The 25,769-nt window shown below is 51.9% G+C and carries 22 protein-coding genes; 9 read left to right on the top strand and 13 right to left on the bottom strand.

All coding sequences use genetic code 11. The features are described 5' to 3' along the window. Window positions 1–258: 258 nt before the first annotated feature. The 5 genes from Q3Y66_RS01880 to Q3Y66_RS01860 all read right to left on the bottom strand — a co-directional run bounded on the left by Q3Y66_RS01880 (window position 259) and on the right by Q3Y66_RS01860 (window position 5,511). Window positions 259–1,836 carry an aldehyde dehydrogenase (NADP(+)) gene (locus Q3Y66_RS01880; protein WP_008958904.1) on the bottom strand — a complete coding sequence of 526 codons (1,578 nt, stop codon included), beginning with the start codon at window positions 1,834–1,836 and terminating at the stop codon, window positions 259–261. A gap of 58 nt (window positions 1,837–1,894) precedes the next feature. Continuing rightward, on the bottom strand, window positions 1,895–2,641 hold the full coding sequence (locus Q3Y66_RS01875) for a cupin domain-containing protein (RefSeq protein WP_008958903.1): 747 nt from the start codon (window positions 2,639–2,641) through the stop codon (window positions 1,895–1,897). 40 nt (window positions 2,642–2,681) lie between these two features. Next, window positions 2,682–3,965: a TRAP transporter large permease gene (locus tag Q3Y66_RS01870; RefSeq protein ID WP_008958902.1), complete on the bottom strand. Its 1,284-nt coding sequence runs from the start codon at window positions 3,963–3,965 to the stop codon at window positions 2,682–2,684. After that, window positions 3,962–4,459, bottom strand: coding sequence for a TRAP transporter small permease (locus Q3Y66_RS01865; RefSeq protein WP_008958901.1), 498 nt, complete (start codon window positions 4,457–4,459; stop codon window positions 3,962–3,964). The genes Q3Y66_RS01870 and Q3Y66_RS01865 overlap by 4 nt, the downstream gene beginning before the upstream one ends. Window positions 4,460–4,527: 68 nt before the next feature. Then, a complete protein-coding gene (locus Q3Y66_RS01860) occupies window positions 4,528–5,511 on the bottom strand; it encodes a TRAP transporter substrate-binding protein (RefSeq protein ID WP_008958900.1) in 984 nt (327 codons plus the stop codon). Between the two features lie 254 nt (window positions 5,512–5,765). On the opposite strand from Q3Y66_RS01860, the gene Q3Y66_RS01855 reads away from it, so the two are divergent. The 6 genes from Q3Y66_RS01855 to Q3Y66_RS01830 all read left to right on the top strand — a co-directional run bounded on the left by Q3Y66_RS01855 (window position 5,766) and on the right by Q3Y66_RS01830 (window position 10,983). Next, window positions 5,766–6,527: a demethylmenaquinone methyltransferase gene (locus Q3Y66_RS01855; protein ID WP_008958899.1), complete on the top strand. Its 762-nt coding sequence runs from the start codon at window positions 5,766–5,768 to the stop codon at window positions 6,525–6,527. Window position 6,528: 1 nt separating this feature from the next. Then, window positions 6,529–6,984 (top strand): nuclear transport factor 2 family protein, encoded by a 456-nt coding sequence (locus Q3Y66_RS01850; protein WP_008958898.1) that lies wholly within the window; start codon window positions 6,529–6,531, stop codon window positions 6,982–6,984. Between the two features lie 50 nt (window positions 6,985–7,034). Further along, the gene (locus Q3Y66_RS01845; RefSeq protein ID WP_008958897.1) at window positions 7,035–7,820 is read left to right on the top strand and encodes an NAD(P)-dependent oxidoreductase; all 786 of its coding nucleotides are present in this window, start codon (window positions 7,035–7,037) and stop codon (window positions 7,818–7,820) included. Between the two features lie 13 nt (window positions 7,821–7,833). Further along, window positions 7,834–8,925: a mandelate racemase/muconate lactonizing enzyme family protein gene (locus tag Q3Y66_RS01840; protein ID WP_008958896.1), complete on the top strand. Its 1,092-nt coding sequence runs from the start codon at window positions 7,834–7,836 to the stop codon at window positions 8,923–8,925. A 46-nt stretch (window positions 8,926–8,971) separates the two neighbouring features. Next, entirely contained in the window at window positions 8,972–9,277 is a 306-nt protein-coding gene (locus tag Q3Y66_RS01835; protein WP_008958895.1) for a YciI family protein, read from the top strand. Window positions 9,278–9,387: 110 nt separating this feature from the next. Beyond that, window positions 9,388–10,983, top strand: a complete 1,596-nt coding sequence (locus tag Q3Y66_RS01830; RefSeq protein WP_008958894.1) for an IclR family transcriptional regulator — start codon at window positions 9,388–9,390, stop codon at window positions 10,981–10,983. Window positions 10,984–11,060: 77 nt separating this feature from the next. Here Q3Y66_RS01830 and Q3Y66_RS01825 read toward each other — a convergent pair whose 3' ends face one another. The 5 genes from Q3Y66_RS01825 to Q3Y66_RS01805 all read right to left on the bottom strand — a co-directional run bounded on the left by Q3Y66_RS01825 (window position 11,061) and on the right by Q3Y66_RS01805 (window position 16,981). Then, window positions 11,061–12,209: a mandelate racemase/muconate lactonizing enzyme family protein gene (locus Q3Y66_RS01825; RefSeq protein ID WP_008958893.1), complete on the bottom strand. Its 1,149-nt coding sequence runs from the start codon at window positions 12,207–12,209 to the stop codon at window positions 11,061–11,063. Window positions 12,210–12,321: 112 nt separating this feature from the next. Then, a complete protein-coding gene (locus tag Q3Y66_RS01820; protein ID WP_008958892.1) occupies window positions 12,322–13,830 on the bottom strand; it encodes a tripartite tricarboxylate transporter permease in 1,509 nt (502 codons plus the stop codon). A gap of 15 nt (window positions 13,831–13,845) precedes the next feature. Continuing rightward, window positions 13,846–14,331, bottom strand: a complete 486-nt coding sequence (locus Q3Y66_RS01815; RefSeq protein WP_008958891.1) for a tripartite tricarboxylate transporter TctB family protein — start codon at window positions 14,329–14,331, stop codon at window positions 13,846–13,848. A gap of 80 nt (window positions 14,332–14,411) precedes the next feature. Then, entirely contained in the window at window positions 14,412–15,368 is a 957-nt protein-coding gene (locus tag Q3Y66_RS01810) for a tripartite tricarboxylate transporter substrate binding protein (protein WP_008958890.1), read from the bottom strand. 71 nt (window positions 15,369–15,439) lie between these two features. After that, window positions 15,440–16,981 (bottom strand): UxaA family hydrolase, encoded by a 1,542-nt coding sequence (locus Q3Y66_RS01805; RefSeq protein ID WP_008958889.1) that lies wholly within the window; start codon window positions 16,979–16,981, stop codon window positions 15,440–15,442. Between the two features lie 1,481 nt (window positions 16,982–18,462). Between Q3Y66_RS01805 and Q3Y66_RS01800 the strand changes: the two genes are divergently transcribed. Then, a protein-coding gene (locus tag Q3Y66_RS01800; RefSeq protein WP_085942807.1) for an IS5 family transposase occupies window positions 18,463–19,316 on the top strand; the annotation gives its coding sequence in 2 pieces (ribosomal slippage) (window positions 18,463–18,805 and window positions 18,805–19,316; 855 coding nt in all). A 263-nt stretch (window positions 19,317–19,579) separates the two neighbouring features. On the opposite strand, the gene Q3Y66_RS01795 is transcribed toward Q3Y66_RS01800, so the two are convergent. Both Q3Y66_RS01795 and Q3Y66_RS01790 read right to left on the bottom strand, forming a co-directional pair. Continuing rightward, window positions 19,580–19,873 (bottom strand): helix-turn-helix domain-containing protein, encoded by a 294-nt coding sequence (locus Q3Y66_RS01795; protein WP_008958885.1) that lies wholly within the window; start codon window positions 19,871–19,873, stop codon window positions 19,580–19,582. Between the two features lie 26 nt (window positions 19,874–19,899). Beyond that, the gene (locus Q3Y66_RS01790; RefSeq protein WP_008958884.1) at window positions 19,900–20,223 is read right to left on the bottom strand and encodes a type II toxin-antitoxin system RelE/ParE family toxin; all 324 of its coding nucleotides are present in this window, start codon (window positions 20,221–20,223) and stop codon (window positions 19,900–19,902) included. A 366-nt stretch (window positions 20,224–20,589) separates the two neighbouring features. On the opposite strand from Q3Y66_RS01790, the gene Q3Y66_RS01785 reads away from it, so the two are divergent. After that, the gene (locus tag Q3Y66_RS01785) at window positions 20,590–20,739 is read left to right on the top strand and encodes a DUF4113 domain-containing protein (protein WP_082116821.1); all 150 of its coding nucleotides are present in this window, start codon (window positions 20,590–20,592) and stop codon (window positions 20,737–20,739) included. 484 nt (window positions 20,740–21,223) lie between these two features. Next, window positions 21,224–21,832: a hypothetical protein gene (locus Q3Y66_RS01780; RefSeq protein WP_008958882.1), complete on the top strand. Its 609-nt coding sequence runs from the start codon at window positions 21,224–21,226 to the stop codon at window positions 21,830–21,832. Window positions 21,833–21,839: 7 nt separating this feature from the next. On the opposite strand, the gene Q3Y66_RS01775 is transcribed toward Q3Y66_RS01780, so the two are convergent. Next, on the bottom strand, window positions 21,840–25,754 hold the full coding sequence (locus Q3Y66_RS01775; protein WP_008958881.1) for a phage integrase: 3,915 nt from the start codon (window positions 25,752–25,754) through the stop codon (window positions 21,840–21,842). Window positions 25,755–25,769 lie beyond the last annotated feature (15 nt).

Raw genomic sequence — 25,769 nt, 5'->3', positions numbered from 1 at the left:
AGAAGGCACTACCCGACTGTTTGACGGCTTCGATTTTGAATTCTTCAGTGTAACGGGGATGGCTTATGGGCCCTCCTAGATGCCTTAGTATATGGCCTAGGGGTGTCTACGAAACCCGGGGCTATTCAGTTACAGATTGCGGCAAAGCTGGTAGGCCCAATTGTGTTTCAGAAAATACGCGCTACGATCTCGATAACAGCTAATAAAAAAAGCGGCCGGTAGGCCGCTAAAAAGGCTTTACGTGACCCGAAGGTGTTACTACAGCTCGCGCTTGCCATCCACCAGCCGTGAGACGCCCAGTGGATTGCCGTCTTTAAGCACTTCGGGCAGCAGCCTTTCAGGAAGCGCTTGGTAGCATACTGGGCGCAGAAAGCGGTAGATTGCCGCGCTGCCTACTGAGGTAGAGCGGGAATCAGAGGTCGCCGGGTACGGCCCACCATGAACCATGGCATGGCATACCTCTACGCCGGTTGGCCAGCCATTGGCCAGTATCCGTCCGGCTTTGCGCTCGAGTATCGGCAGCAGGGCCTTGGCTGTTTCGATATCACCGTCATCTATATGCAACGTGATAGTAAGCTGGCCTTCGAGCTGTCTAGCGACCTGCTTCACCTCTTCCTGGTCACTACATTCGATCACCAGCGAGCTTGAGCCGAAGACTTCATCCTGCAGCTCGGGATCACTGAGAAAATCGGAGGCCGAGGTGACGAATAGCATGGCCTGGCACGGATGAGCCGACTCACCGGCTTGGCCGCGCGCCACTTCCTTGACCCTCGAGCTATTTGTGAGCCGGCCGACGCCCTGCTCGTAGGCTTTATGGATGCTGGGAGTGAGCATGGTCTGGGCAGCGCTTCCTTTCACCGCTTTGCCAGCAGCCTCGACAAAGTCGTCAAGCTCGGTGCCCTTAACCGCTATTACCAGGCCAGGATTGGTGCAAAACTGCCCTGCGCCCATAGTGAGCGAAGTGACAAAGTCCTCGGCGAGTTGCTGGCCCCGCGCCTTGAGCGCCTCAGGCATTAGAAACACCGGGTTAATCGAACTCATCTCGGCATAGACCGGGATTGGCTGTGGGCGCGCCTGAGCGGTCTTCATTAAAGCGGTGCCGCCACCCCTTGAGCCGGTAAAGCCTACTGCTTGGATGCGCGCATCGGAGACCAGTGCCTGGCCTATCTCCCTGCCCGATCCAAACAGTAGCGAGAAGGTGCCTTCCGGCAGATTGCACGCCTTCACTGCACGCTGGACCGCGCGGCCGACCAGCTCTGAGGTGCCGGGGTGGGCAGAGTGGCCTTTGACGATGACCGGGCAACCAGCAGCCAAAGCCGAGGCGGTATCACCACCGGCCACGCTGAAGGCCAGTGGGAAATTGCTAGCGCCAAACACGGCTACCGGTCCTAGGCCAATATGGCGCTGACGCAGATCAGCGCGCGGCATTGGCTGGCGATCCGGCATTGCCGAGTCGATACGCATATCAAGCCACTCACCGGCCCGTACCACCGAGGCGAACAGGCGCAGCTGACCGCAAGTGCGACCACGTTCGCCCTCCAGGCGTGCCTGGGGCAGGCCGGTCTCGGCCATGGCACGCTCAATCAATTGATTGCCAATACCTTCGATTTCGCTGGCGATGGTCTCAAGAAACACAGCACGATCTTCGAGGGTTGTTTCGTGATAAGTAGTAAAGGCCGCCTCGGCAAATTCGCAGGCGCTTTCTACCTCCGCCTTGCTGCCGCCAGCATAGGTGGGTTCCAGCGTTTCACCAGTGGCGGGATTGATAGCGTTAATGGGCTTAGCACTGCCGCTAACGTCACTCTGTCCAATAAGTAATTTGCCCATCATCGTCATAACAGATATTCTCCTGAGTTAGTACACCATCTTTAGTAGGTGGTTGAATTAATTGTGTTTAATGATCGAGTTCCTGGTGGCTTTGGGTAATAAATGACATGTCGTCTTGATTAAAAAAAAAGTCCAACCATAAATAATGCAGATGATGCCCAGACTCTACGACGACGCCATGTTCAGATCCCAAAGGGATGTGCACTAGGGAATTACCTAGGACCGTATGTGGCTCTCCATTTATTTGTAGGGTGATCTGGCTTTCTGGAAAAACCAGGAATAGCTGATCCAGTATGGGGTGGGCATGAGATGCAACCTGGTCTGGCCCACTCGCTTCCACTGAACCCATGCAGAAACGTGGCACTACACCTGGGGGGATAACCTTGCGACTAGTGGTTTTCTCACTCTTTGAGGCATCACGATAGCGAGCACTAGTGCGGTAGAGCTGTAAATAAGGAAAGCTGTCGGCATCCTGCTGTAAAGCATTCCACTCCCCCTGCGTTAGCTCTAGCACAATTTCAAGAAGACTAGCCCCATCAATGGACGCCAAGGGAATATCGGTTCCCGGCAACGGCACGAGCGCGCCCCGCTCAGAAAGGACATGCTCCTGATCAGCCTGCTTGCAAGATAGATCCCCTTCCAGCAAGAACAGAATGCTCAATCTGTCTTGTCGCTCAGACAATACTCGTTCCCCGGCAGGCGGAAGCATATGGTGGAGTACCGTAGCACCCTGAATCTGTCCCTCAAGCAGGTTGCGAGTCGCTGGTAGTTCGTCGCTCTGCAAAGGGTTGAGTGTTGTGTAAGAAAGATTCATCGACTCTCTCCGCTCTTAATTTATTACGTCCATGAACGGCTCAGAAGCCCGAGAACTGGTTGGGTAGGTACATGACCAAATCCGGAACCAATAACAAGACCACCATCAGGGCCAAAAAGCTTAATATGAAAGGAATCGAGGCAACGAAGTAATCCCAGGTACTCACCTTCAAAAGCCCACACACAGTGTACATACACACACCGACTGGTGGTGTATTCCCCCCCAAAGAGACCATCGTCACGAAAATCACCCCAAAGTGAACAGGATCAAGGCCGATGCCTGTTGCCAGCGGAAGTAAAATTGGTGTCAGTAACAACACATTCACCGTTGCCTCCATCAGCATGCCGACCACGATCATGAACAGCATCATCAACAAGAACACAATCAAGGTGTTGTCCGAGAGGCCTAATATCAGTTGGGAAATAGTCTGAGGTACTTGATCAAGCACAAATACATGCCCCAACATAGCCGAAGTCATGACGATGAGAGTCACCACACCAACATCAGTCACTGAGTCTTGGAGCGCCTCCATAGCGGCTTTCCAATTAAGCTCTTTATGAATAAAAATACCGACTATTAAGGAGTAAAGAACAACGAATGCCCCAGCTTCAGTGGGCGTAAAGACGCCAAACCGAATCCCAACAAGAAGAAGAACGGGAAACATAAGCGCCCAAATGGATCTAACAAATGAGTTCCCTAGCTCTTTAAGCGTCGGAAGGCTCTCCAATTCCGGTTGATAGTTATTACGCTTGGATATGCCCCACGTAACGAACATGTAAATAACCATTAACAGGAGACCAGGCACGATACCTGCCAGCAGCAATTTACCGATAGACACATTTCCCACAAACCCAAAAACAATCAGGCCAATACTGGGCGGTATGGTAGCTGTAATAACGGCGCTATACGCAATGACTGCCGCAGTAAATCCCTTGCTATAGCCGCTTTCAATCATGTGGCCGCCGAGGATCCGTGACTGCATGGAAGCATCTGCGACTGCCGACCCCGAAACGCCCCCCATCAGCGTTGATAATACGATGCTTACTTGGGCCATCCCTCCGACCATCCAGCCGGTGAGCATTTTGGAAAAATCCAATAAACGATGAGTGATACCGGTTCGGTTCATCAAATTGCCAGCAAGAATAAAGAGCGGGATTGCCAGCAAAGGGAACGACTGTGTCGCAGTGGCCAGTTTCTGAACGGCAATGCTGACAGGAATAGGGCTATCTACCAGGTAGTACAGTAAGCTCGCAATGCCTATAGCGAAAGCTGCTGGCATTGCTGTAAATAGCAAGATCAAAAAAACTGGGAATACTAAAGTCATATCACTTTCCCCTGGGTTGTCGATCTACGGATCTTGCGCCATTCATTTATATCGGTGGCGCATTGCACCATCATTGTTATCAATAACAGTAGACACCCCACCGGAATAGCAGCGACCACCCATCCATAACTAAAGCCGATAGATGACACCGTTCTTCCCGCGCTAACGATTACTAGGTGATAGCCGTGAATAACGATAAAAAGCAAGAATGAAAACATAAGCAATCGGTGCATAATGTTTATTGACACCGCCACAAGAGGCACCTTGTTGATAAGTCCGCTAAAAAGGTCCACGACTACATGCGCATGAAGGCGTAAGGCTTGATTTGCAGATAGTATGCCCAGCCAGACGAAAATTGATTGTGATAGTTCTACCGACCAGGTAACCGGATAACCAGAGTAGCGAGCGATAGAGCCCACCAACACCACTGCTACCAGTATGCTGAACAACAGTTTTGTGATTACACCCTCACACTTGGTAAGGAAGTCAGTCATGTTAATAGCCCCTATAACTTAGGCCGAGCAACGGTGACACACCCCCGCCACTCGGCAATGCCACTCATTTACTGAGAAGAAGAGAGCGCTTCTTGAACAGCGTCATAAGCTTCTTGTAGCTCCATCTTGTCGTAGTAGCCGTAATCTGAAACCGACTGCTTGAAGACCTCTTCATCTACCTCAATTAATTGAGTGCCCGTTTCTTCAGGAATGGCACTCTTGACTTCTTCGATACGTTGGAGGAGTACCTCTGATGCATGTCGCCCTCCGTTTCGAGCTTCTTCCTTTAGCGCTATTTGGTACTCTTCAGGTAGGCTATAGAACCAATCTCTACCGACGACGAGTGCTGTAATCAATTCAATATGGCGTGTCAATGAAATGTACGGTGAGACCTCATGAAACCGAGTTCCATATCCCCCCATTATTTGAGCGCCAGCTCCATCGATAACGTCGGTCTGCATGGCTGAATACACCTCCCCCCACGCCAAGGGCGTTGGCGTGGCGCCCAATGCCGCCATGGACTCCGTCCAGATCGGTGCTTGAGGAGTTCGAACCCGCATGCCCTCTAAGTCTGATGGTTCATGGATCTCTTCCTTGCTGAAAATGTGTCGAGCACCTTGATACCAGTTAAAAGACAAAACGACGATCCCTGCCTGTTCTTCGATCGCTTTCTCCCATTCATTAAAAAGTTCCGTTTCTACGAAGCGGGCGGCCTCTTCGTAGCCGTCGAAGACGTAAGGGGAGTTAAGTACTCCAATTTCTGAAACGTAGTCCGCGAGATAGGCTGCATCGGTCAGTGCTGCGGTATTGGCGCCGGCCATCGCCTGCTCCATCACATCCTGCGTATCACCCAGCTGGGAGCTAGGGAAGATACGTACTTGGATATCTCCATTGGTGCGATCCTCCACGTTTTGCTTGAAGAGCTCGAACCCAGCTATCAGCGGGTCATCCGCAGTTTGGGTGGTACTGACATTCAGTTGCATAGCATGGGCGGACGTCAATCCGCCCACCATGTATCCGATGACGGCTGTTGTAAGCGCTTTCTTCCACATGTTTTCTGCCTCTCTCTGCTTGATTTGTTATCACATTATAAATATCAACCAATCTGTATCATTATGCAATACGATTAGACCAAAGGATAACCTTCCAAGCGGAAATACTATAAGTCATTGAATAAATTTAATTATTTAATCTAAAAAGATACTTTTAAAAGGTTAATGGAAGCATGATCGACTTTCAATCTAATCATTGACAATCTTATTTTATTCGTTAAAAATCACATTATGATAAATAAAGGAGGCAGAGCATGAGCGATCTTTCACCCTTGGCAAGTGACACACTTGAACTACTCGTCAAGAGCAGTACCGCCACTATTACTACTCAGTTATTCAAGCGCGGCTACCGACAGCAATTCCTGGTCGGCCTGAGGCCCATGAATCCCGATGTTGCCAGCTTCGCAGGCATCGCGTTTACACTGCGTTTTATCCCCTCCCGTGAAGATAAGGATTGGGACCTGGGTGATCTTGCCAAGCGAGGCGAGGACAATCTGCAGTGGGAAGCGATAGAGAGTGTCAGCGAGGGTGAAGTACTAATAATCGACAGCTGTCAGGATCCGCGCGCAGCATCCGCTGGCGATATGCTGCTGACCCGCTTGCTCAAGCGTGGCGCCGTCGGTGCGGTAACGGATGGCGCCTTTCGCGATGGCACAGAAGTGGCCAAAATAGGCCTTCCCGCCTACAGCCGTGAAAACACGGCCACAACCCGGCCTGCCTTTCTGCGTGCTATAGACATGCAGGTGCCAATCGGCTGCGCTGGTGTTGCTGTTTATCCTGGGGATGTGGTGGTCTCCGACGGGAACGGTGTAGTGGTCATTCCTCGCAGCATTGCCGACGACCTGGCCGTGGATGCCTACGAGCAGGAGCAGCGCGAACAGTATCTGCACAAGAAAATCGAGGCCGGTGCACCGCTGTGGGGCACTTATCCACCCAATGCCAAGACTCTCGCCGAGTATGAACGCTACCGTGCAGAGCAGAATGAACTGTCACTTACCCGCCAGCAAGGAGTCTGAAATGAGTGATATAGCCAAACAGCGTGAAGCAATTATTCGTAAATACTTCGATGGCTGTAATGAAGCCAATGTCGAAAAAATGATGCAATGTTTCACTAAAGATGCCGTGCACTATTTCCCCCCCGGCTTGCCCGATATTCCGTGGCGCAGCGCCCGCACCATTGCAGAGAAATGGGTCTGGTGTGTAGAAAACTTCGGCTCCAGTTGGACTATTGAAAACGTACTGGTGGGTAGCGACGGACTTGAGGCGGTTATTGAGTGGACGCACTGGAAAACCAAGTTGGGCGAGGCCCTACGTGGCGATGAGTGGTACCGATTTGATGCTGACACGGGACTGATTACAGAGATCCGCGCCTATTATGCTTCACGAGCGGACAAGGAACGCCCAATGAATGAGCTAGAAGGTTTCGACTACGCTGGCCGTGGTTACGCACTGGAGCCTCCAGTACAAAGATAAACTAATGCGCACTTCCGGCCCGCTTTTGAACAATGGAAAAGAAGATCGTTATGAAAACACTGCTGATCACCGGTGCAGGGGGACGCGTTGGCAAGATACTCCGTCCTCTTCTTCGCCAGCGTTACCGCCTTCGCCTGCTTGATACCCAACCTATCGAGGTGACCACTTCCGAAGAAGAAGGCATCATTGGCGACTTACGCGATTCGGATATTCTCCAGCAAGCCGTACAGGGGGTAGATGGCATCCTGCATTTGGCATGCGTCCATGGGACTGAGCTCGATTTTGACGACACTTTGGATGTTAACTACCGTGCCACTCTCGCACTACTCGAAGCCGCCAGACATGCAGCGGTAGGACGCTTTATTTTCGCCAGCAGCCACCATGTGGTAGGCCAATATCGAGCAGACGCCCTCCCTGGCGACGATGCTTCACCCGCACCCGACAGCTACTACGGTCTAAGTAAGGCTTTTGGGGAAGCGGCTTGCGCCATGTATGCTCAGCGTTTCGGTATCGCCACTCTATCTATCCGTATTGGCAATGCTGATCCGAGAGTTATAGACGCGCGCCGTCGGCGCCTCTGGATCAGCGCCCGTGACCTCGCACAACTGATTAACATCGGCATGACCCATGAGCAACTTGAGCATGCCATCGTCTACGGCATTTCACGCAGCCCCGACCCCATGTTCAAAAACACAATTGCCCAGACGTTAGGGTACTGCCCTCAAGACAATGCTGAGGATTTCATCGACCCAAAATTCATCAATTTTGATGCCATGACCGAGGCTGAGGGGCCCGACTATGTTGGCGGTGGCTACGCTGGGAGCCAACTGAAATGATTAGGAGGTCACCATGAAGATCTGCTCACTTGATACCTTTATCGTCGACATCCCTTTTTTCGATGGCGGTAAGGGCATTGGCATTACGCCCACGACGTGGAACAGCTTGGAAACAGTTCTGATCCGCCTGGAAGACGAGGCCGGCAATGTCGGCTGGGGGGAGGCCTTTGGCTACTTCACCGCCGATGCTGTTAAGGCCGTTCTCGACAGGTTGATATCTCCTCTTATCGTGGGAGCCACAATCGAGGATATCGTTAGTTACAATCAAGCCCTGCAGCAACGACTCCATCTATTTGGCCGCTACGGGATTACCCTATTCGCCATTTCCGGTATCGATATTGCCCTATGGGACCTTAAAGCTCGGCGCGAACAAGTTCCCTTGCACCAACTCTTTAGTAACCAAGCACGTTCGCAAATACCAGTTTACGCAAGCCTGGTTCGCTATGCGGATGGCCCGCTTGCTGCTGAAATATGCCAGAAAGCGTTAGCCAGTGGTTTCACTGATCTCAAGTTACATGAAATAACGCTAGAAGAGATTCGTGCCTGCCGAGTAGTCGTGGGGGACAGCACGCCTATGGCTGTGGACGTTAACTGTAGTTGGAGCGAAGCGGAAACTCATTCACGTCTTACTGAACTTAAAGAGTTATCCATCGCCTGGCTGGAAGAGCCCATTTTCCCACCGGAAGACTATGCCAAGCTCGCCGAGGTGAGGGGCGGCGGTGTGGCCTTGGCCTGCGGCGAAAACTGGTGTACCTCCATGCAGTTCTCAGCGGCTATCGAGAGGGGGGCGGTGGATTATGTGCAGCCCAGCGTGACTAAGGTGGGTGGTATCAGCGAATGGCTGAGCATCGCCCGTAAAGCCGAAGAGGCTAACGTTGCCTTGATGCCCCATACGCCCTATTTCGGGCCTGGCCTTTTCGCGAGCCTCCACTTGGCGGCAGCCTTCCCCCAGGCTATCCAACTCGAATACCTCTTTGTTGAGCCAAAGGCGTGGCTATTCGACGTGGAGGGGCATCGCCAAAATAATCAGTTCCTGCTTCCCGAGGGGCCTGGCCTGGGCGTTACTCCCGATCACGAAGTGCTGGCGCGCTACCGTCGGGCTTGACCATGCGTATCGCTCATTACCATATATTTAAAACAAGGAAATAAAAATGCACTTCATGATCATTGCACAGGATGCTAAAGCGGCAGACACCTTGGAAAAACGCCTAGCGGCTCGCCAAGAGCACATGCAGGGCATTAAGGCCCATAAGCTTGATGGAAGCATTGTCGACGGTGGCGCCATTCTCGATGATGAGGGGCATATGTGTGGCTCTGCGGTATTCTGCGACTTTGAAAGCCGCGCAGCTCTTGAGGACTATCTTGAAAAAGAGGTCTACATGCGAGAGGGCGTTTGGGAAGAGGTGAAGATCTACCCTGTAAAGAGGGTCGACTGGGACACCCTGCTGAGTTCCTGATTCGTACACTCGCCTTAGGGCGACGCTAAACCATCAATCGACTCTGACAGAGACGGTGCCGACTGTGTATCATGAAGTACTGCACGGTAACATCGCAACAGGCACTCATCATGACCCAAGCCATCCAGGCGCCCTCCAAGCGGGCACAAAAGGCCACCATTAACGACGGCGGCGGCGGAGGCACACAACTACTCGACAAGGCTCTCAATATCGTCGAGTTGGTGGCGCACTCTAACAAGCGCCTTACCGCACACGACATCGCTATCGAGATGGGCTACACCAAGCCCACCGCTTATCGCATTCTCGCCGCCCTGGTGAGACGCGGCATGCTGTCACTGGACAATCGAGACCAAGCCTACGAGTTGGGCCTACGTTTCGCCGAACTCACCACCAGCCTGCGCTCTAGTCATCGCTTTTTGATGCTCATAGAGAATGACTTGATCAATCTTTCGGCACGCACCGGCGAAACTGTCACTGTGGGCATTGCCGAAAAGGATTCAGTACGCATTGTCAGTCGTTACAGCCTAGGCTATGAGGTTACAGTAGGCGCCTCGAGCGGCAGTAAGCGCCCCTTTCACGCCTCAGGCATCGGCAAGGTTGCACTCGCGTTCCTGCCTGCCGAGCAAAGTTCACAGCACATGAAGCGTATCCACTTCCAGGCCCTGACTCCTCGGACATTGCAGAACGAGGATGCCCTAGAAGAAGAGCTGCGATTGATTCGCGCTCGCGGCTACGCCATTGATGACGAGGAAATCATCGAAGGCGTACGCTGCGTGGCACAACCACTGCTGAGTCGGCAAGGTGAGCTGATAGGCGCTATCAGCCTCTCGGCTCCTACCTACCGCATGCCGCCTCATCGTGTACGCACGATCGCCATCGCGCTCGGTCATATCTCCAACGCCTTGGCAGAGCGTCTGAGCCTTCCGAGCCAACACTATGATGCTCCTGCCTCACAGCTCAGCTGCCTGCACGAAGGTGGCCTGTTCAAGCCGCTGGCGATCGGCATGCATCGCAAGCACCTAGTAGTCATGGACGCCATGGCGCCGGCGCTGCACTTCTTCACGGCGGATGGAATGCTCGTCGAAACCAGAGAACTCCCTTTCACACCTCGCCATGGTGCCATCTCCGCCAACGGACAGATCATGCTGGCTCGGGGACGTGAATGGTTCGAGTGGATATCAACAACGCAAACACTAGTCGCGCGAGGCGAGCAGGAGTCAGCCATCAGCGCCCTGGCCTTCGATGGCGAACGACTCTATCTGGGACTGGATGGCGATACACCGCGCATCGTCGCGGCAGAATGCGAAACACCTCCTATCATGCTGGCAAATATGCCGCGCCTAATGGTCTGCGACCAAGGCAGGGTAGCGGTGAGCCATAGTGAGGATGCCAGCGTCGAGCTTCTGCAGCTTGCCGACGGCGCCTCTCTAGCACATGTCAGGGAGGACGCCAGCGTTGGCGATTTATGCGGTCTGATGTTGCATAACCAGACGCTGTTCACCACGGGCGACCACGCACGCTATATTCGCCAGACTCATATCGAAACCGGTAGTCAGGACTATCTGATTGCTCCCGAATGCCATATCACCGCAATTGCACGAGTGGGTGATCACATTTACTTGGCCGGAGCCAACCTCGACGCCGTACTTGATGACGAAAGCACCCACATCCCGGGCTCTCTATACCGGCTGCCAACCAATGACTGAGCGGCTTACCTAAACAGAAGATCCCCGCCGATATCACAGCAGGGATCTTCTGTTTAGGGGGATAACAAATAGTAATATCAGGCAAAGCTGCCAAACGACTGATAATCCACCATCCATGCCAGCGCCTGATCGCTCAAGCTGAAACCTAGACCTGGCCGTTTGGGTACCAGCATGCGCCCTTCACGTAGTACAAGACGCTCGTTGAACATCGGCTCCAACCATTCGAAGTGCTCTAGCCAAGGCTCCTGAGGGAATGCCGCCGCAAGATGCAGATGAATTTCCATGGCAAAGTGTGGTGCCAGCTTGATGCGATGAAAATCGGCCAAACTCATAATTTTCAGAAACGGCGTTATGCCGCCCACCCTCGGGGCGTCGGGCTGTACGAAATCACAAGCATTTGTAGTCAACAAATGGCTGTGCTCGTCGAAGCTGGTGAGCATTTCGCCAGTAGCGATCGGCGTATCTAGCGACGCAGCCAAAGCGGCGTGCCCAACATGATCATAGGCATCCAGCGGCTCCTCGATCCAAGTCAGATCGAACTGCTCGAGCACCTTTCCGAAGCGCTGCGCTGTGGAGCGATCCCATTGCTGATTGGCATCTACCATGAACGGAAAGCCGTCCCCAAGCTTCTCGCGCACCGCTTGGACTCGCTTGAGATCTGTGGCGGTGTCGGGCTGGCCGACCTTGAGCTTAATGCCCCCTATACCATTGCCCAACGATTTTTCAATGTTCTCCAATACCTGCTCCAGCGGGGTGGAAAGGTAGCCACCCGAGGTATTGTAGCATTGTACCGAGTCGCGATGGGCGCCGAGCAGCTTGGCTAACGGCAGGCCGGCACGTTTGGCCTTGAGATCCCACAGAGCGATATCGAACGGCGCTATGGCCTGAGTCGCCAAGCCGCTGCGCCCCATGGAAGCGCCGGCCCAGCACAGCTTGTCCCATAGTTTGGAGATATCGTTAGGGTCCTCGCCGATCAGGTTATCAGCGATCTCCTTGGCGTGGGCGTACATGCCGGGACCACCTGCGCGCTTGGAATATCCGAAACCGATCCCCTCGAAGCCGACTTCTGTGCGAATCTCAGCAAAGACGAAGGCGATCTCGGTTAGTGGCTTCTGGCGTCCGGTGAGCACTTTGGCATCACTGATCGGTGCCGCTAGTGGCAGATAGATCAGCGATACTTTGACCCCACTGATCTCATCAGAAGAAATGCTCTGTTGCGTAGACATGCTGTCACTCCTATTGAATGGAAACTCCATACCCGCTCAACCCGTAGCATGATGTGACAGGGGACGGAAGCGTGGCCGCCCATAATACAACCACGCTGCTTGGCTCAGTATGTCAGTGAGTCTTGGTACGCCTGAAGCGCTTGGGCACCAGACTCTTGAGCAGGTTCGGGAACAGCGAAAGGGTCACCACGATCACCGCGATGGCCAAGAAGCTGACCGATATCGGCCGGGTGAAAAAGATGTCCACTGCTCCGTCGGAATGCATCAGTGCGCGACGCAGATTGGTCTCGACGATCGGCCCTAACACGAAACCCAACACCAGAGGGCCTAGCGGAAGCTTGGCTAGGCCGATGGCCACAGTGGTTACACCCACTGCCAGCATGATCCAGACATCGAACAGGCGATAGTCGGATGCATAGGCACCAATAACCGACAGCACTACCAAAACAGGCAGCATGTAGTGCTGGGGTATTCTAAGCACACGCGGAAATATCTTTAATGTCAGTAGCTGAAAAACCACTACGAAAAGCACGGCCAGCATGAAGGCGGCATAGACCGAACTCACGACGCCCGGATTGTTGACAAACAGCAGCGGCCCCGGCTGCAGCCCATGGATCATGAAGGCGCCGATCAGAATCGCAGTGACTCCGTCGCCAGGTATTCCCAGAGTAATCAGTGGCAGCAGGGCCCCGCCTATACTGGCATTATTGGCTGACTCGGTGGCCCACAGCCCCTCGACGGTTCCCTTGCCGAATTTTTCAGGAGTCCTAGAGGACTGCTGCGCCACGCCGTAGGCGATCATGTTGGAAGCCGTGCCACCGATACCCGGCAATACCCCGATACCCACACCGATCAGCGATGAGCGGATAACATTCACTATGTTGTTGCGCACTTCGCGCAAAGTCACACCAACTCCCTTGATATCCAGATTTATGCTCGGCAACTCCTTACTTTCGTAGGCATCACGCAGCACTTGGGAAATGGCGAACAGGCCGATCATCACCGGAATGATGCCAAGCCCAGACATCATGCTGATCGAGCCGAAGGTAAAGCGTGCCGTGCCGTCCACTGGAGCGAAGCCTACCGTACCAATCAGCAAGCCCAGCAGACCGGCTAGCATCCCCTTAATCATCGAACCCCGTGATAGCGCCACCACCAACGTCAGCGCCATTAGCGATAGCGAAAAATACTCCGCCGGGCCCAGCTTGATCGCTACGCGTGAGATGATTGGCGCGAACATGACCAACAACAGCAGACTAAAAAGACCGCCGGCAAATGACGCCAGCGCACATGTTCCTAACGCCTTCACGGCCTCGCCGCGCTGCGCCATCGGGTAGCCTTCAAAGGTGGTGGCGATCGACGAGGGCGTCCCCGGCATATTGAGCAATACGGCAGAAACCATACCGCCGGAAAGCCCGCCGATATACACGGCAATCATCACTGCTAGTCCAACCCCGGGAGACAAACTGAAGGTTAACGGAAGCATGATGGCCACCGCCATCGACGCGTTGAGGCCGGGCAGAGAACCGACCACCAGGCCAAGAATACATGCCCCCATGATTAACAGGAGATTGACGGGGGATATCAGCTCAGTAAGGCTGATCAAGAAAATATCGAACATAGTCACTCCCTCGCTTTAGAAAAACATGCCCGAGGGCAGTGACATTCTGAAGAATTGATAGAGAACCGCGTACAAAACCGCGCCAGTAGCTAGCGCAAAAACTAGATATTGGGCAGCGGCTTTGAGAGAACGCTCACCTAGCAGCAGTGTAGCGATCCAGATATAAATCATGATGGCAACAATCGTACCGAGGTACTCGACCATTAACACGAACCCCACCATACTGAGCAGCAGCACACCGACCAGTACCAGGCGTCCTAGGTCAAGCTTTTCACCACCACCAACGTCACCGACTTCCTCGTCCTGGCTCGAAGCTTGCCGTTCAGGTTTCTTGAGCGCCAACACGAGTCCCAGTGGAAACATCAGCACTGCAATCGTGATGGGCATCAATTGCGGACCGGGATCCCCCATCATGCCGGAGGGATACTGCCTGGCGACCACAAATACCGCTACTGCAAGCAGCATAAAGGCAATGCCAGTACCACGTTCATATATCGCCATAATTACACCGATACGGTTATGTAGATTGTGCTCAGGAAGGATAAAACGGCATAGTGTTCACAATGCCGTCCAGGTAACGCTTACTCTTCCAGCAACTTGCTGACCATATGCTCTTCCTGGCTGACGAACTCCTCGGCTTCATCTGAAGGGCGGAAGGCGGGCACCACGCCGACTCGTTCCATGCCTGTCTGAAAGGATTCACGCTCCATAATGATGGCGCTGATTTCACCTAAGGACTGCACAATTTCGTCACTCAACTCTTTCTGGCTATATATGGTGAATACAAGCGGCAGAGAAATATCGAGGCCCTGAGAGACAGTCGTCGGCCAGTGTGGCGCAGCTGGGTCTTCCTTGTCGCTGACCACGGCCAGAACCTGAATGTCACCACTCTCTTCATACTGCAGGCCGTTGGCGATGCTAAACACACTGATGTCTAGCTGGCCGCCGAGCAGCATAGGCACGCGCTGGCCTTCGCTGCCAGCATCAACCAGGCGAATTTGGCCATCAGCGGCTTCGGCAAGAGCCTGCCCCTTGAGCTGCGTACCAGCCCCCATCTGCACACCCATGGTTAGGCGTTCATCGTTCTTCTCTATGTATTCCAGCATCTCGTTAAGCGTCGAATAAGGTGCATCGCCCGGTACTACATAGACCTCATTAAGGTCGCCTAGCGTTGCTATGGGCTTCATGTCTTCGTAAGAATAAGGTGACCGGCCCGAATTGCTCGCCACGTGCAGGGCACTGTGGTAGAAGAGCAGCGTGCCTCCGTCGGGCTTGGCATTAATTACAGACTGGAGGGCAGAAACCCCGCCGCCGCCGCTCTGGTTGACCACTGCAACCGATGTCCCTGTGAGAGCTTCGAATTCACGGGCATATTCGCGCGCCAAGGCATCGGTTCCACCACCCGGCGATGCCGGCACGAACAGGCGCAAATTGTCGACAGGGTAATCGAGCTCGGCAGCCAAGGCGGTGCTCGAAAAGCCCCCCAGTCCGGCAGTCACAAACGCGATGGCGGCACACTTCTTCATTGTATTTATCATGAGTACTCTCATATGGCAGTTTCAGATTACGTTCGGCAGGCCCAAGGCACTGCCTTTCGTCAAAGGCTTTATCAAGCCAGCACACCAATTGGCCAGGGTACGAACTCATCTTCGCCCACGCCGTTATCTTCACTCTTGGTTCTTTCACCGGAAGCATGCGCCAGTAGACGCTCAAAAATGCGCTGCCCCATCTCCTGGATGGTGGCATCACCGTCGATGACAACGCCGCAATTAATATCCATGTCGCCTTCCATACGCTGATACATAGGCGTGTTACTGGCCAGCTTGAAGGTCGGGGCGGGGAAAGAGCCGAAGCAGGAACCGCGTCCAGTGGTAAAGGCGATCAAATTGGCTCCACCGGCGATCTGCCCCGTCGCCGAGACTGGGTCGTAACCCGGAGTGTCCATAAAGACTAAGCCATGCTGCGTGACCGGCTCGGCGTATTTGTACACCTCCATCAATGGCGCATTACCACCTTTCTTGGCCCCACCCAATGATTTCTCCAGTACATTTGCGAGCCCCCCAGCATTATTGCCGGGGCTGACGCGTCCGTTAATTTGGGTATCGCGCCCCTTGTTGTACTCGAGCCACCATTCGATGCGCTCGACGAGCTTCCTACCTACCTCGGGCGTGACGGAACGCGAGGTCAAAGTATGCTCAACACCGAAAATCTCGGACGTTTCGGAAAGAATCGCAGTACCGCCGTGGCGCACTAGGATATCCACCGCTGCCCCCAACGCTGGGTTGGCGGAGAGTCCCGAAAAGCCATCAGAGCCGCCACACTGCATGCCAATCACCAGGTGTTCGGCAGGGACAGGCTCTCGGCGCGCCTCATTTGCCTTTGGAAGCATGCTTTCGATCAGACTGACTCCCTGCTTGATAGCATTGCCGACTCCGCCGACCTCTTGAATCACTAAGGTCCTAAGCATTTCGTTTTCGTTCAAACCCTCCTGCTCAAGGAATCCCCAGATGTTGTTGCGCTCGCAACCTAACGCGATCAACAGGGCGCCTCCCGTATTAGGGTGCCGAATATAGCCGGCCAAGGTACGGCGCAGTAGATCCATGGGCTCGCCTGTCATTTCCATGCCACAGCCCATCTCATGCACAAAGGGCACCACACCATCGACATTAGGGAACCCCGTAAGACGCTCATCGGTGAAATGGTTGGCAATTTTGCGCGCCACAGTGGCACCACAGTTACCAACGATGAATACACCCAAGTAGTTGCGCGTTGCGACCCGGCCATCTTCTCGAACGAAGCCTTGGAAAGTGGCGCGCTGCTCGGGTGGCAGCAACTCGGTAGGCACGTAGTCTTCGCTATAGCGATAATCGCGCGCGGTCTCGCCAAAGGCGATGTTGTGGCTGTGCATCCAACTACCTGGCGGTATATCCTCGCTGGCATAGCCAATCACGGTGTTGTATTTGAGCACCGGCTCGCCTTCACGGATCAACCGTGCTGCCACTTTGTGACCCACCGGCACGTCTTGCAGTGAGGTAATACCTTCGCTAACTATCTCGGTGCCCGCTTCGATGGCCACCCTAGCGACCACCACATTGTCGTGGGAGTCCAAACGAATGACGGGCTCCTTGGCCCTGCACTCTTTATCCGCCATCTTCTCTCGCCCTTAATCTGTTGTTGCGGCCATCTAAGCCACTTCTAGCGCACCCGAGCAAAATCAATGTCCCTGGTGAAGCTCATGTTCCCAACTTATCTCAAAGAATCTCATTTATCAATATATGATAGATGGATAACAAACCAACTGGTATCTCTTGACGTCATTCCTGCTAATCTCATGGTATTCACTAACATCCTGACGAGCTGAACCCAGGCAAGGAAAGCATATAGGATATACAAATTAATCATTTAATAACAAATATATAAATCGAATACAGGCCATTTATAACGGATCAAAAAAAATGATTCTCGCTAGGAATACAATATTATTTTTCATAGAGCTAAATATCACAATGTAATATTATACTTTTGTCTAAAGCGCCAGCAATCATAGCTATGAGCCCACATAAAAAGCACAAAAGTGATTAAATGCTTTTTTAACTTCAAGGATGATAAGACGCAGAGCCGGGCAATGAGGCCCATTCGAAACCCTGGATTACTCAAAAATCGCAGTTCATAACTAACCTCGAGACGCTGGAGGCATAACTCGATTCATTGGATTCATCATAAATGCACGGAGCGAGAAGGTCGGGTTCGCCACGGCGTTAAATACCCGTGACTTGGCTTTAAGGGTTTCAGGGGGCTCGGCTGATCTTCCCTCTCCCGCGGAGGGATTGGAAGTGATTGCACGGAACCGAGCTGTCCAAGCGAGGTTGCGACGTCACATAAGATGACCATCAAGCGGTTTAGTATTCATTGGCTAACTTTTGACGTGCTTCAGGGCCTGACCTCACGGTTGCCGGTCAACACTACACTGCTCGTGAAGCAGCTGAAGCCATGAATGTGGGGCATTCGAGCATGGATAAATGGGTTCGTCAGTTCCGCCAAGAGCGTGATGGCCTAAGCCCTAAAGCAACGCCCATGACACCCGGTCAGTTCAAGATTCGCGAGTTTGAAAAGCGCATCCGTGACATTGAGAGGGAAAAAGACATCCTAAAAAACCGTTATGGGTTGGCACCCGCTTGTAGGTACAGAACACCGACGGCGGCCTATACTCAGCCTGGGCACGAGGGGTGCAGCCGTTGGCTTTTTGGAGGTCGACCCCGTTAAAAAACGTGGCTTGGGTGGCGTTCTGGACTTGAAAGTGGTGACACCGTCTGAGGTGATCCCGGTTAGGAAGGTAGATGTCGTCAACGCCACCTCCTCTGGTCCTTCCGTTCTGAACGGTTGCTGAGGAGATACATCATGGCACGTCAATCCTCCCGTTTCTCTCGTCGACGGGACAAATTACAATCGTCCATCCTGATGCTGCAGCGATAGATATCGGTTCCCGTTTCCATGTTGTGGCGTTTCCCCAGACCGGGTCCCCCAACCAGTTCGACGCTTTGATACCTTTACTGGAGACCTACGCCGACTAGGTTTTGTACGAAAAGCCTTATCTGCTTATTTACCTATGCAAAAGCAGCATAGGGGAAAGCAATGGTCGGACGTTACGAGATATCTGACGACGGCTGGGCACAGATTGAAGATAACGTGTCGCCTCCTCAAACCATGGGCAGACCCAGGCGGGATGACCGAAAAATGCTCAATGGTATCTTCTGGGTGTTGTGCTCTGGCGCCAAATGGCGTGATTTACCCGAGCGATATGGTCCTTGGTCGACGGTGTATGACCGGTTCCGCAAGTGGCGTGATGACGGCACCTTTGAAGTGGTTCTTTCTCGCTTGCAGCTCAAGTTACGTGAAGATGGGCTTATGGACCTGGATACGTGGATGATCGATGCTACTTCCGTGCGAGCCACGCGCGCTGCCGCCGGAGGCGGTAAAAAGGGGGCTCGAAAGAACCGTTAGACCACGCGCTCGGCCGTAGCCGCGGCGGTCTAACAACCAAAATTCATTTGGTTTGTGATCGCCATGGCTGGCCACTGGCGTTCACGCTGTCTTCTGGTCAAGAGGCAGATTCTCGGCACTTCGTTTCGACATTAGAGAGAATTCATTTACCAAGTAGCGTCGGGCGTCCTCGCAAACGTAGTCGCTATATGGTGGCTGATAAAGGATACGACAGCGATGAGTTGCGTCATTATTGCGACAGGTACGGCATGAAAACCGTGATTGCTCAGCGCAACATGCACCGAAGAACCCGGCCGGGGCTACCCAGGCGGTTCGATAAACCCAAATATCGGCAACGAAATGCGATAGAACGCTGCTTTGGCTGGCTTAAAGAATTACGCCGCATTGCCACACGTTATGAAAAGCTGGCAAGTAGCTTTAAGGCGATGGTATGCGTAGCGTGCATCAACCGTTGCTTGCGAGCCAACTTTTCGTACAAAACCTAAGTTCTCTGCCAACATATCTATATCCTCCACCAAGCTATCGAGCTGATCCAGATTGATTTCAGCTCCAAGCCACTGCAGATGGCGCTTCAGTCAGCGGGTGATAGACCAACAAACCCGATCGCCTGAATGATTGCCCACAGGCGACCGTAAACCTTGGCTCAATGACCTTCTGCTTGAGTAGCTCGCAATAAAAATACGCCACGTGGTGCATTGCGATCCACTGATGGCTAATACACAAACACGGCGCGCTGAGCTGGTCACTCTCAGGCAGCAACCTCTTTCTCGTCTTCAATCTCTAGTTCGAGATGGAAGTGAGCCGGCCCTGTCAGGTTGACCAAGGCATCAAGGCTGAACTTGTTAATGCGACCGTTCAGCAGATCATTGAGGCGCGGCTGAGTAATTCCTAATCGGTCGGCTGCTTCTTTCTGAGTAATGTTCCACTCCCTCACACGGCCAGCAATTTTTGCCATGAGCTCGGAACGGAGCCTCATATTCAACGCTTCCTCAGGCGTATCCTCAATGGCATCCCACACACTGTTGTAATACTCAATGGCCATTATCTCACCTCACTTAGTAGCTGGACTCAGGGCAGCTCTTTGTATCGCTGTTTGCCCAAATTGATGTCTTTTTGGGACGTCTTTTGGGTTTTCTTCTGGAAGCAGTGGAGAATAAATACCACATCACCTCGATTGGCCACGTAAAAAACCCGAAAGGCACCGTTATTTTCTAGAACACGGATTTCCATCACACCAGAGCCAACGCTTGGCATCGGACGAAAATCGTCTGACTGACCTCCAGACTGAATTTTGTCTATCTGAAACCCCGCTTCTCTCTTGGCATCCAGAGGGAAGTCGCGCAGCCTATCCTTAGAGTCTCCGACGAATGCAACAGGTTTCTTGCGCGCCACGCTGACTCCTCAATTTTCATAATATTTATATCAATACCGATATAATAGACTCATCAATTAAATAGCTCAAGCTTGATGTCGAAAACTACGGGGTGCCAATGCTCCATTAGGTTCCGTTTATCCATGAATCACGTCTATCGTTAGCCTTGGTCTTACCCAGCAGCAGTGGCGACATCAGAACGCCCGACGAGGGAAAGCCGCGAGTTGTTTCATGCCACACAAGGACTTCGACAGCTGTGGCTGTAAGGGTTACGCCTACCATAAAGCCGACGTCATGCTCCTCGACCTTTCTCCCAAAGCCAACTGTTAACTTACACTAACGGAAACATCGCAAATAGAAGCCGAAGCAAAACTCAGCATCGGCTGATGGCCACTGTCGACCAGTTCAATCGAGAGTTAGGACAAGGGACAATACAGCTAGGGTTGCCACGGGCAGGCGATGCCTGGGCATTACGTTCTGAACACCGGACTCCGAGCTACACCACTCGATGGGAAGAACTGCCGCATGTACGCTAATCACGCGTACGGAAGCTATAGTTGCTAAATTAGGAAATAGCATTAAAAACTGTGTTTATTTAACCTTTTGAGCACATGTAGTAGCTGATAAATTATTTTTGCGTATATATAGTAAAAATTAAGAAGGAGGCGGTAGTACATCTCACTGCACAATATCAATTTTCCTTAGCATAGAGCCTAAACCTTTCGATCCTAAAGTATTGAGGAACAACATGCCCAAAGAACAAAAGAAAACGCATTTTCAGTATCCTGAAAACCTCATCATAAAGTAGTTTCTTTAGAAGACGCTATAAAACTTCAATATATCAACGGCATCGAATGCACCCCAGAAAATCTAGCAAATACTGAAATAAAAGATTTCACTTACCACTTACAAAGTATTTTAACCAAATACATCGAAGATCTATCACCTGACATCGAAGACCGCATTGAAAATAAATTTTTCATAGAAACAGAAGGCGAGCATAAAAACAAATATATTGGCATGCTGTTTTTAGAAAACCAACCCCATCAAGAAGCGCTCACACATAAGCTTGCCCTCTTAGCTTACAAAATAACGTACTCCGTTATCACGCAAAAAGATATTTTAAGCGTCACCTATACCGATCAAAAATCATCAGACGACAAAGCATTTATTACAGAACACTCTGAAAAATTCATTAACAAAAAAAATGCACGATCTATTAAGCATCCGTTTACCGTATCACCTGAAATAGATAACAAAACACAACCAAAAGTGGAACTCCTAGTTAGCGGTCAGTATTGTGCACCAACGTTTTCAACACATAAACCGACGCCAATGGAAGGGTATGCTGTACCAGCAGGATATGATGAATACGACAACACAATTTCTCTTTACAGCATCGATTCAACTAATAAAATATCAAGCAAACCTTTCACGCTAATCTGCAACCATGCTGATCATATAATGACATTAGCCTGTGCAAAAGTTAATAACGACATTCTATACTATACCGGCGATCGTTTTGAAAACCCCAAAGGCCCCAACAAACAAAAGACATATGTGTTGTCTACTCTTTCTATTGCGAGCGATGACAATCCGTACGAAACCTTTCAGCTGCAATCTAGCTAACGCCAAACTACCTTTTATTCATATACAAATAAGTGGCAGTCACTATGTAAGCGACTGCCAACTCATACCGATTTCTAACAATATCGCGTTCATTTTTACCTAGTAGTAGCCCGGCATACTGCTGATACTTCATCTCTCTACCGCCCTTTACAACTTCAAACATATCTAGCTGAACACCCGTATCACTTATCTCTTTCAACCCATACGAGTGCAGCATTCGCTTTACGTCATCGCTGCAGTTTTTTCCAACAATGACGTAGTTGGATGAAGACACTTTAAATGCTTTGACAGTAAGAGCGATAACTGCCACGTGCCTCGTTTCACTCATCAGTAGATGCCGGTGCCGTCCAACCTGACAAGCTAACTCACTGAGCTCTAGTGCCCCATTAATCGTTAAGGTTTCGCCATCAATTTTTTTAGCCTGCTCGAGCAGGCGATCCCATGCAGCGTCGCTGATACTGCGCAGCAGTCCTAAGGGGTATTCTTGCGATGTTATCCATTGGTCTTTTCCCCGAATTTTGAAGCGCATATTGCTTTCAGCTTCCTGAATAACACCTTCAAGGATAGCAGCATGTACCGGGGACAATCCCAACGCCTCACTCGATCGTCGCACATTCTGCCGTAGCGCGCCTAATCGCAACGCTTTCATCAATAAATGCGGTGTTGGCTCGTTAAATAAAGTAAGTCCTTGAGGTAGCACAGCAGCCGGCGTGTAACGTTTAAAATCCTGCGGCTTGATTGCTTCTTTGAGAATGCTGCCATTTGTCCCTTTAACAGGTGTCAGCGCATCCGCCCATTCTAGAATTAAATGATTATAGTTAAGCAGCCCAGTCGATGGCTGGCGGTGCCCCATTAAGCGCGCCAGCCCCATCATCACGCGACGCGAACAGTAATGTTGCTGCCCCATCACCATCTGACGAATGTCAGCGCTATCTATATGCTGGGTTATTTTGGTGGCGACAGGCGTTTTTAGCTGTAGCAGAGAGGCTGCCGTTATATTGTAAAACGCATGACGGGCGTGATGTAGTGATAGTGTTGGGCTGCCACTCACGTGACGTAACGCATCTATCTCAGCAGCGCTGATTGCTGATGCACTAAGCGCTACTTCGACTTTCCCATCGCGTATCTCACCTAGCAGCGGTAGGGACGCCTCGCCCCCCAGTAGCGCATCATGACGATTAAGCACAGCGTTAAGCATACGTTGCTCTGTCGCCTCGAGAGAAAACAAAAGCGGCACAGCACGTCGAGAGGCCTCACTTTTTAATGTTCGATAACGATTGTTCCTAATCAAAACCCAGCAGTAGCCATGAGATTCACACCAATCTCGCCTGAGCAACCCTCTCGCTTCATCCAGCCGCAAACCAAAGCGATACGCGCATAGCAATACAAACTGAAGTAAACACGCAATATCGGGGTCTCGTTGCGATGCTTCTATCCGCTTCAGTGTCTCAAGGTATTCTCGTTCTGAGAGCATTTCAGCACGCACGTGTCTTCCTTGCTCTACAACGGGTAGCTCATCCCAATCCGGTTCTTCAACGCCGAGAGAGGCGGCTACGCGGTGAAAAGAGCGTAGACGATGGCTAAAATAGCTCATATCGCTCAACTGGGTTTCTTGATAATCAATCAGACCTGCATAAAAGGCGGTGATTTCTTCACTACCGATCGCCATCAGGTCGACACCGTACGCAAGCTCCTCAAAAAGCTTACGCAACGCGCCCCAGTAACGATGAATACTACTGCTTTCGAACGGCTTAAAGCGCCTGCCCGCTCGCCCCTTACCACTCCGGATAACCGTCGCGATCCAGATGACCAACAGCATGATGGCACTACTTACTTTACCGTTTCGCTGGGTTACTAGTTGCTCCAGTGTTTTTGCCGTTATTTTAGCCTGCGCCTTGGTGTAGCCATCCAAGATTTGCTTCACCTCTTTAAAAAGAAGTACCGCCTGTTGCTGCAGCTCATGTTTATCGCCATTAGCTCGTAATAGCGCTGGCAACGCTGTCGAGAGCTCCAAATCGTCAGTGTTGACTGCTGAAGGTGGGAACATCAGCGATTTGCCGTGCACCATACGAATGTGCGCTTGCATAGGGAGGCTGGTGGCCACTGTCCGCCCTGCTAACGCGCCAGCCAATACGCCCGGTAATCTCAGAAGATTGGCTTGATCGACAATAGCGGCCGCCTGCCCAAGTATCTGCTGGATCGTTATACACTCTTGACTCTCACAGCACTGGATCAACGCCTCAGGCAAAGGCGGCGCTTGTTTTGGGATCGTCCAAGGATCGTCGAGCGCTTTGGTAGATGTTAGGCGTTGGCCGTAAGTTAGTAGTGATGCCACATGATATGACACTGTGTGCCGCTGTACGGGGGCTTGCCAGCTGGTGCTATCTAACTGTTCGCTATACTCCAAGTAATAGGTTTTACGGTGATATAACAGCCGAAAGTTGTCCCCTTGGCACACATCCTTCAGCAGGCGCATATAACAAATACGTTTTTCAATACACAAAAGTAACGCACCGAGCGCTAATGCCTGGCGTTTAGAACAGTGGGTTCGGGTGGCGTATGGACGCATAGTCGATGCCCAATGCGTCAATTGAGTCATTAATGCAGCGTAAGCGGGTGCGTGCTCATGAATCAGCGTTTTTTCCGGCAACATCGGAATGTAACGGCGCTGAAACGCTTGGCGATGCGGTGACTCATGCCGCTCTAGCAAGCGTGTCAGCACACTAAACCGTAAGGCTGCAGAGGGGTAAGGCGTTTTTCCCTGCTGAAGCAACATTTGCCGCCCCAGTTGATTGATCTCATCAGCGGACAGCGTGGCCGTATCACGCCCTTTTAGAAACAACTCAATATCGTTAAGCGCTGCTCTGATAGCGTTTCGTGTTGCCAAGCGACGATTTTTTTCGCGTAGCCGCTGCCCAAATGCCCGGGAAGATGTCGCGGAATCACGCAAGCTGCTCACGGCAGCTACTGGCAATGAGGCAGGTGGTGCTAGCAAATCAAACGATAGTCGCTCAAAGAGTTCGTTGACCTCTTTGCGATATGCTGTCCAATCGTCCATCCAGCAGCGGGCCGAGGTGTCGCCATAGGTGGCGACACTTTTTTCCGCATGCCCCAGCCAACCATCCACAACTTCGTTATCGACGCCTAATAAGGGTAATTGCTGTGCTAGTCGGTGACGGAAAAGATTGGGGGGTAGTGGCCAGTCGAATAAGGTGGCACCTGGTAGATCAGTCGCTGACATAGAGTGCCAATTGAGCGACTCATCAAGTAAAAAGAACAGGGGCTGTTCAGCCTTCGCAGGCAATTCTAATAGCGTGTTAATTCGTGAGGATATTGCAGGGTGGGTGCTCAACAAATGCTCGGCGAGACGTTGGAGGTACGAAAGGTAAGCCTCGACAAACTTAATCGCCTTATCGGCCAATGGCACCATACGACCATTCCGCACACCGCTGCCTTCCGCTTTATCATTAATAAACACAGCTGGGAGGTCGTGATTAAAAAACCGTGGGCTTTCAAAAGGGTCTTTAAGGTACCGGCTCCCCGTTGCCGCATAGAGGGCCATGACACAGTAGCTGGTCCACTGATTATGTAGACGCACCAGATCATTGCCTTCTAACGTTTCTTTGAGCTGCTGAGTCGCTTCGTTAATCGCCCTATTGAGCTGGGCTTCAAGCGGTACCAACAAGCTGCCTTGATTCGTCGATTGTAACGTTTCGGCACCCTGGAATTGATAAGGTAATGCAAGCCCTTGCTCAATCGCCTCGATATCCCAGCTGGCATAGCTACATGCACCAGGTAACGCGCTATTGGGGTGAGCGGTTAGCATCCTCGCGAAATGGTGATTGCCTGAGGCATCAAAAACAGTTTGGCCCCATACCTCAGTCAGCTTACCGCTGGTAACGCGTGGGCACGCTATGCTCATGCATTCATTAAACCA

This window comes from Halomonas sp. HAL1 (assembly GCF_030544485.1).
Classification (GTDB): domain Bacteria; phylum Pseudomonadota; class Gammaproteobacteria; order Pseudomonadales; family Halomonadaceae; genus Vreelandella; species Vreelandella arctica.
Note: the sequence above shows the minus strand (reverse complement) of the source record. Positions and strands in the feature narration are given on the sequence as shown.

Coding starts and splice junctions, on each gene's coding strand:
- Q3Y66_RS01855 (WP_008958899.1), top strand. CDS start 5,766: ATGAGCGATCTTTCACCCTTGGCAAGTGACACACTTGAACTACTCGTC.
- Q3Y66_RS01875 (WP_008958903.1), bottom strand. CDS start 2,641: ATGAATCTTTCTTACACAACACTCAACCCTTTGCAGAGCGACGAACTA.
- Q3Y66_RS01830 (WP_008958894.1), top strand. CDS start 9,388: ATGACCCAAGCCATCCAGGCGCCCTCCAAGCGGGCACAAAAGGCCACC.
- Q3Y66_RS01845 (WP_008958897.1), top strand. CDS start 7,035: ATGAAAACACTGCTGATCACCGGTGCAGGGGGACGCGTTGGCAAGATA.
- Q3Y66_RS01820 (WP_008958892.1), bottom strand. CDS start 13,830: ATGTTCGATATTTTCTTGATCAGCCTTACTGAGCTGATATCCCCCGTC.
- Q3Y66_RS01780 (WP_008958882.1), top strand. CDS start 21,224: ATGCTGTTTTTAGAAAACCAACCCCATCAAGAAGCGCTCACACATAAG.
- Q3Y66_RS01835 (WP_008958895.1), top strand. CDS start 8,972: ATGCACTTCATGATCATTGCACAGGATGCTAAAGCGGCAGACACCTTG.
- Q3Y66_RS01880 (WP_008958904.1), bottom strand. CDS start 1,836: ATGACGATGATGGGCAAATTACTTATTGGACAGAGTGACGTTAGCGGC.
- Q3Y66_RS01785 (WP_082116821.1), top strand. CDS start 20,590: ATGGCCACTGTCGACCAGTTCAATCGAGAGTTAGGACAAGGGACAATA.
- Q3Y66_RS01825 (WP_008958893.1), bottom strand. CDS start 12,209: ATGTCTACGCAACAGAGCATTTCTTCTGATGAGATCAGTGGGGTCAAA.
- Q3Y66_RS01850 (WP_008958898.1), top strand. CDS start 6,529: ATGAGTGATATAGCCAAACAGCGTGAAGCAATTATTCGTAAATACTTC.
- Q3Y66_RS01810 (WP_008958890.1), bottom strand. CDS start 15,368: ATGATAAATACAATGAAGAAGTGTGCCGCCATCGCGTTTGTGACTGCC.
- Q3Y66_RS01840 (WP_008958896.1), top strand. CDS start 7,834: ATGAAGATCTGCTCACTTGATACCTTTATCGTCGACATCCCTTTTTTC.
- Q3Y66_RS01805 (WP_008958889.1), bottom strand. CDS start 16,981: ATGGCGGATAAAGAGTGCAGGGCCAAGGAGCCCGTCATTCGTTTGGAC.
- Q3Y66_RS01795 (WP_008958885.1), bottom strand. CDS start 19,873: ATGGCCATTGAGTATTACAACAGTGTGTGGGATGCCATTGAGGATACG.
- Q3Y66_RS01775 (WP_008958881.1), bottom strand. CDS start 25,754: ATGAGCATAGCGTGCCCACGCGTTACCAGCGGTAAGCTGACTGAGGTA.
- Q3Y66_RS01865 (WP_008958901.1), bottom strand. CDS start 4,459: ATGACTGACTTCCTTACCAAGTGTGAGGGTGTAATCACAAAACTGTTG.
- Q3Y66_RS01860 (WP_008958900.1), bottom strand. CDS start 5,511: ATGTGGAAGAAAGCGCTTACAACAGCCGTCATCGGATACATGGTGGGC.
- Q3Y66_RS01870 (WP_008958902.1), bottom strand. CDS start 3,965: ATGACTTTAGTATTCCCAGTTTTTTTGATCTTGCTATTTACAGCAATG.
- Q3Y66_RS01815 (WP_008958891.1), bottom strand. CDS start 14,331: ATGGCGATATATGAACGTGGTACTGGCATTGCCTTTATGCTGCTTGCA.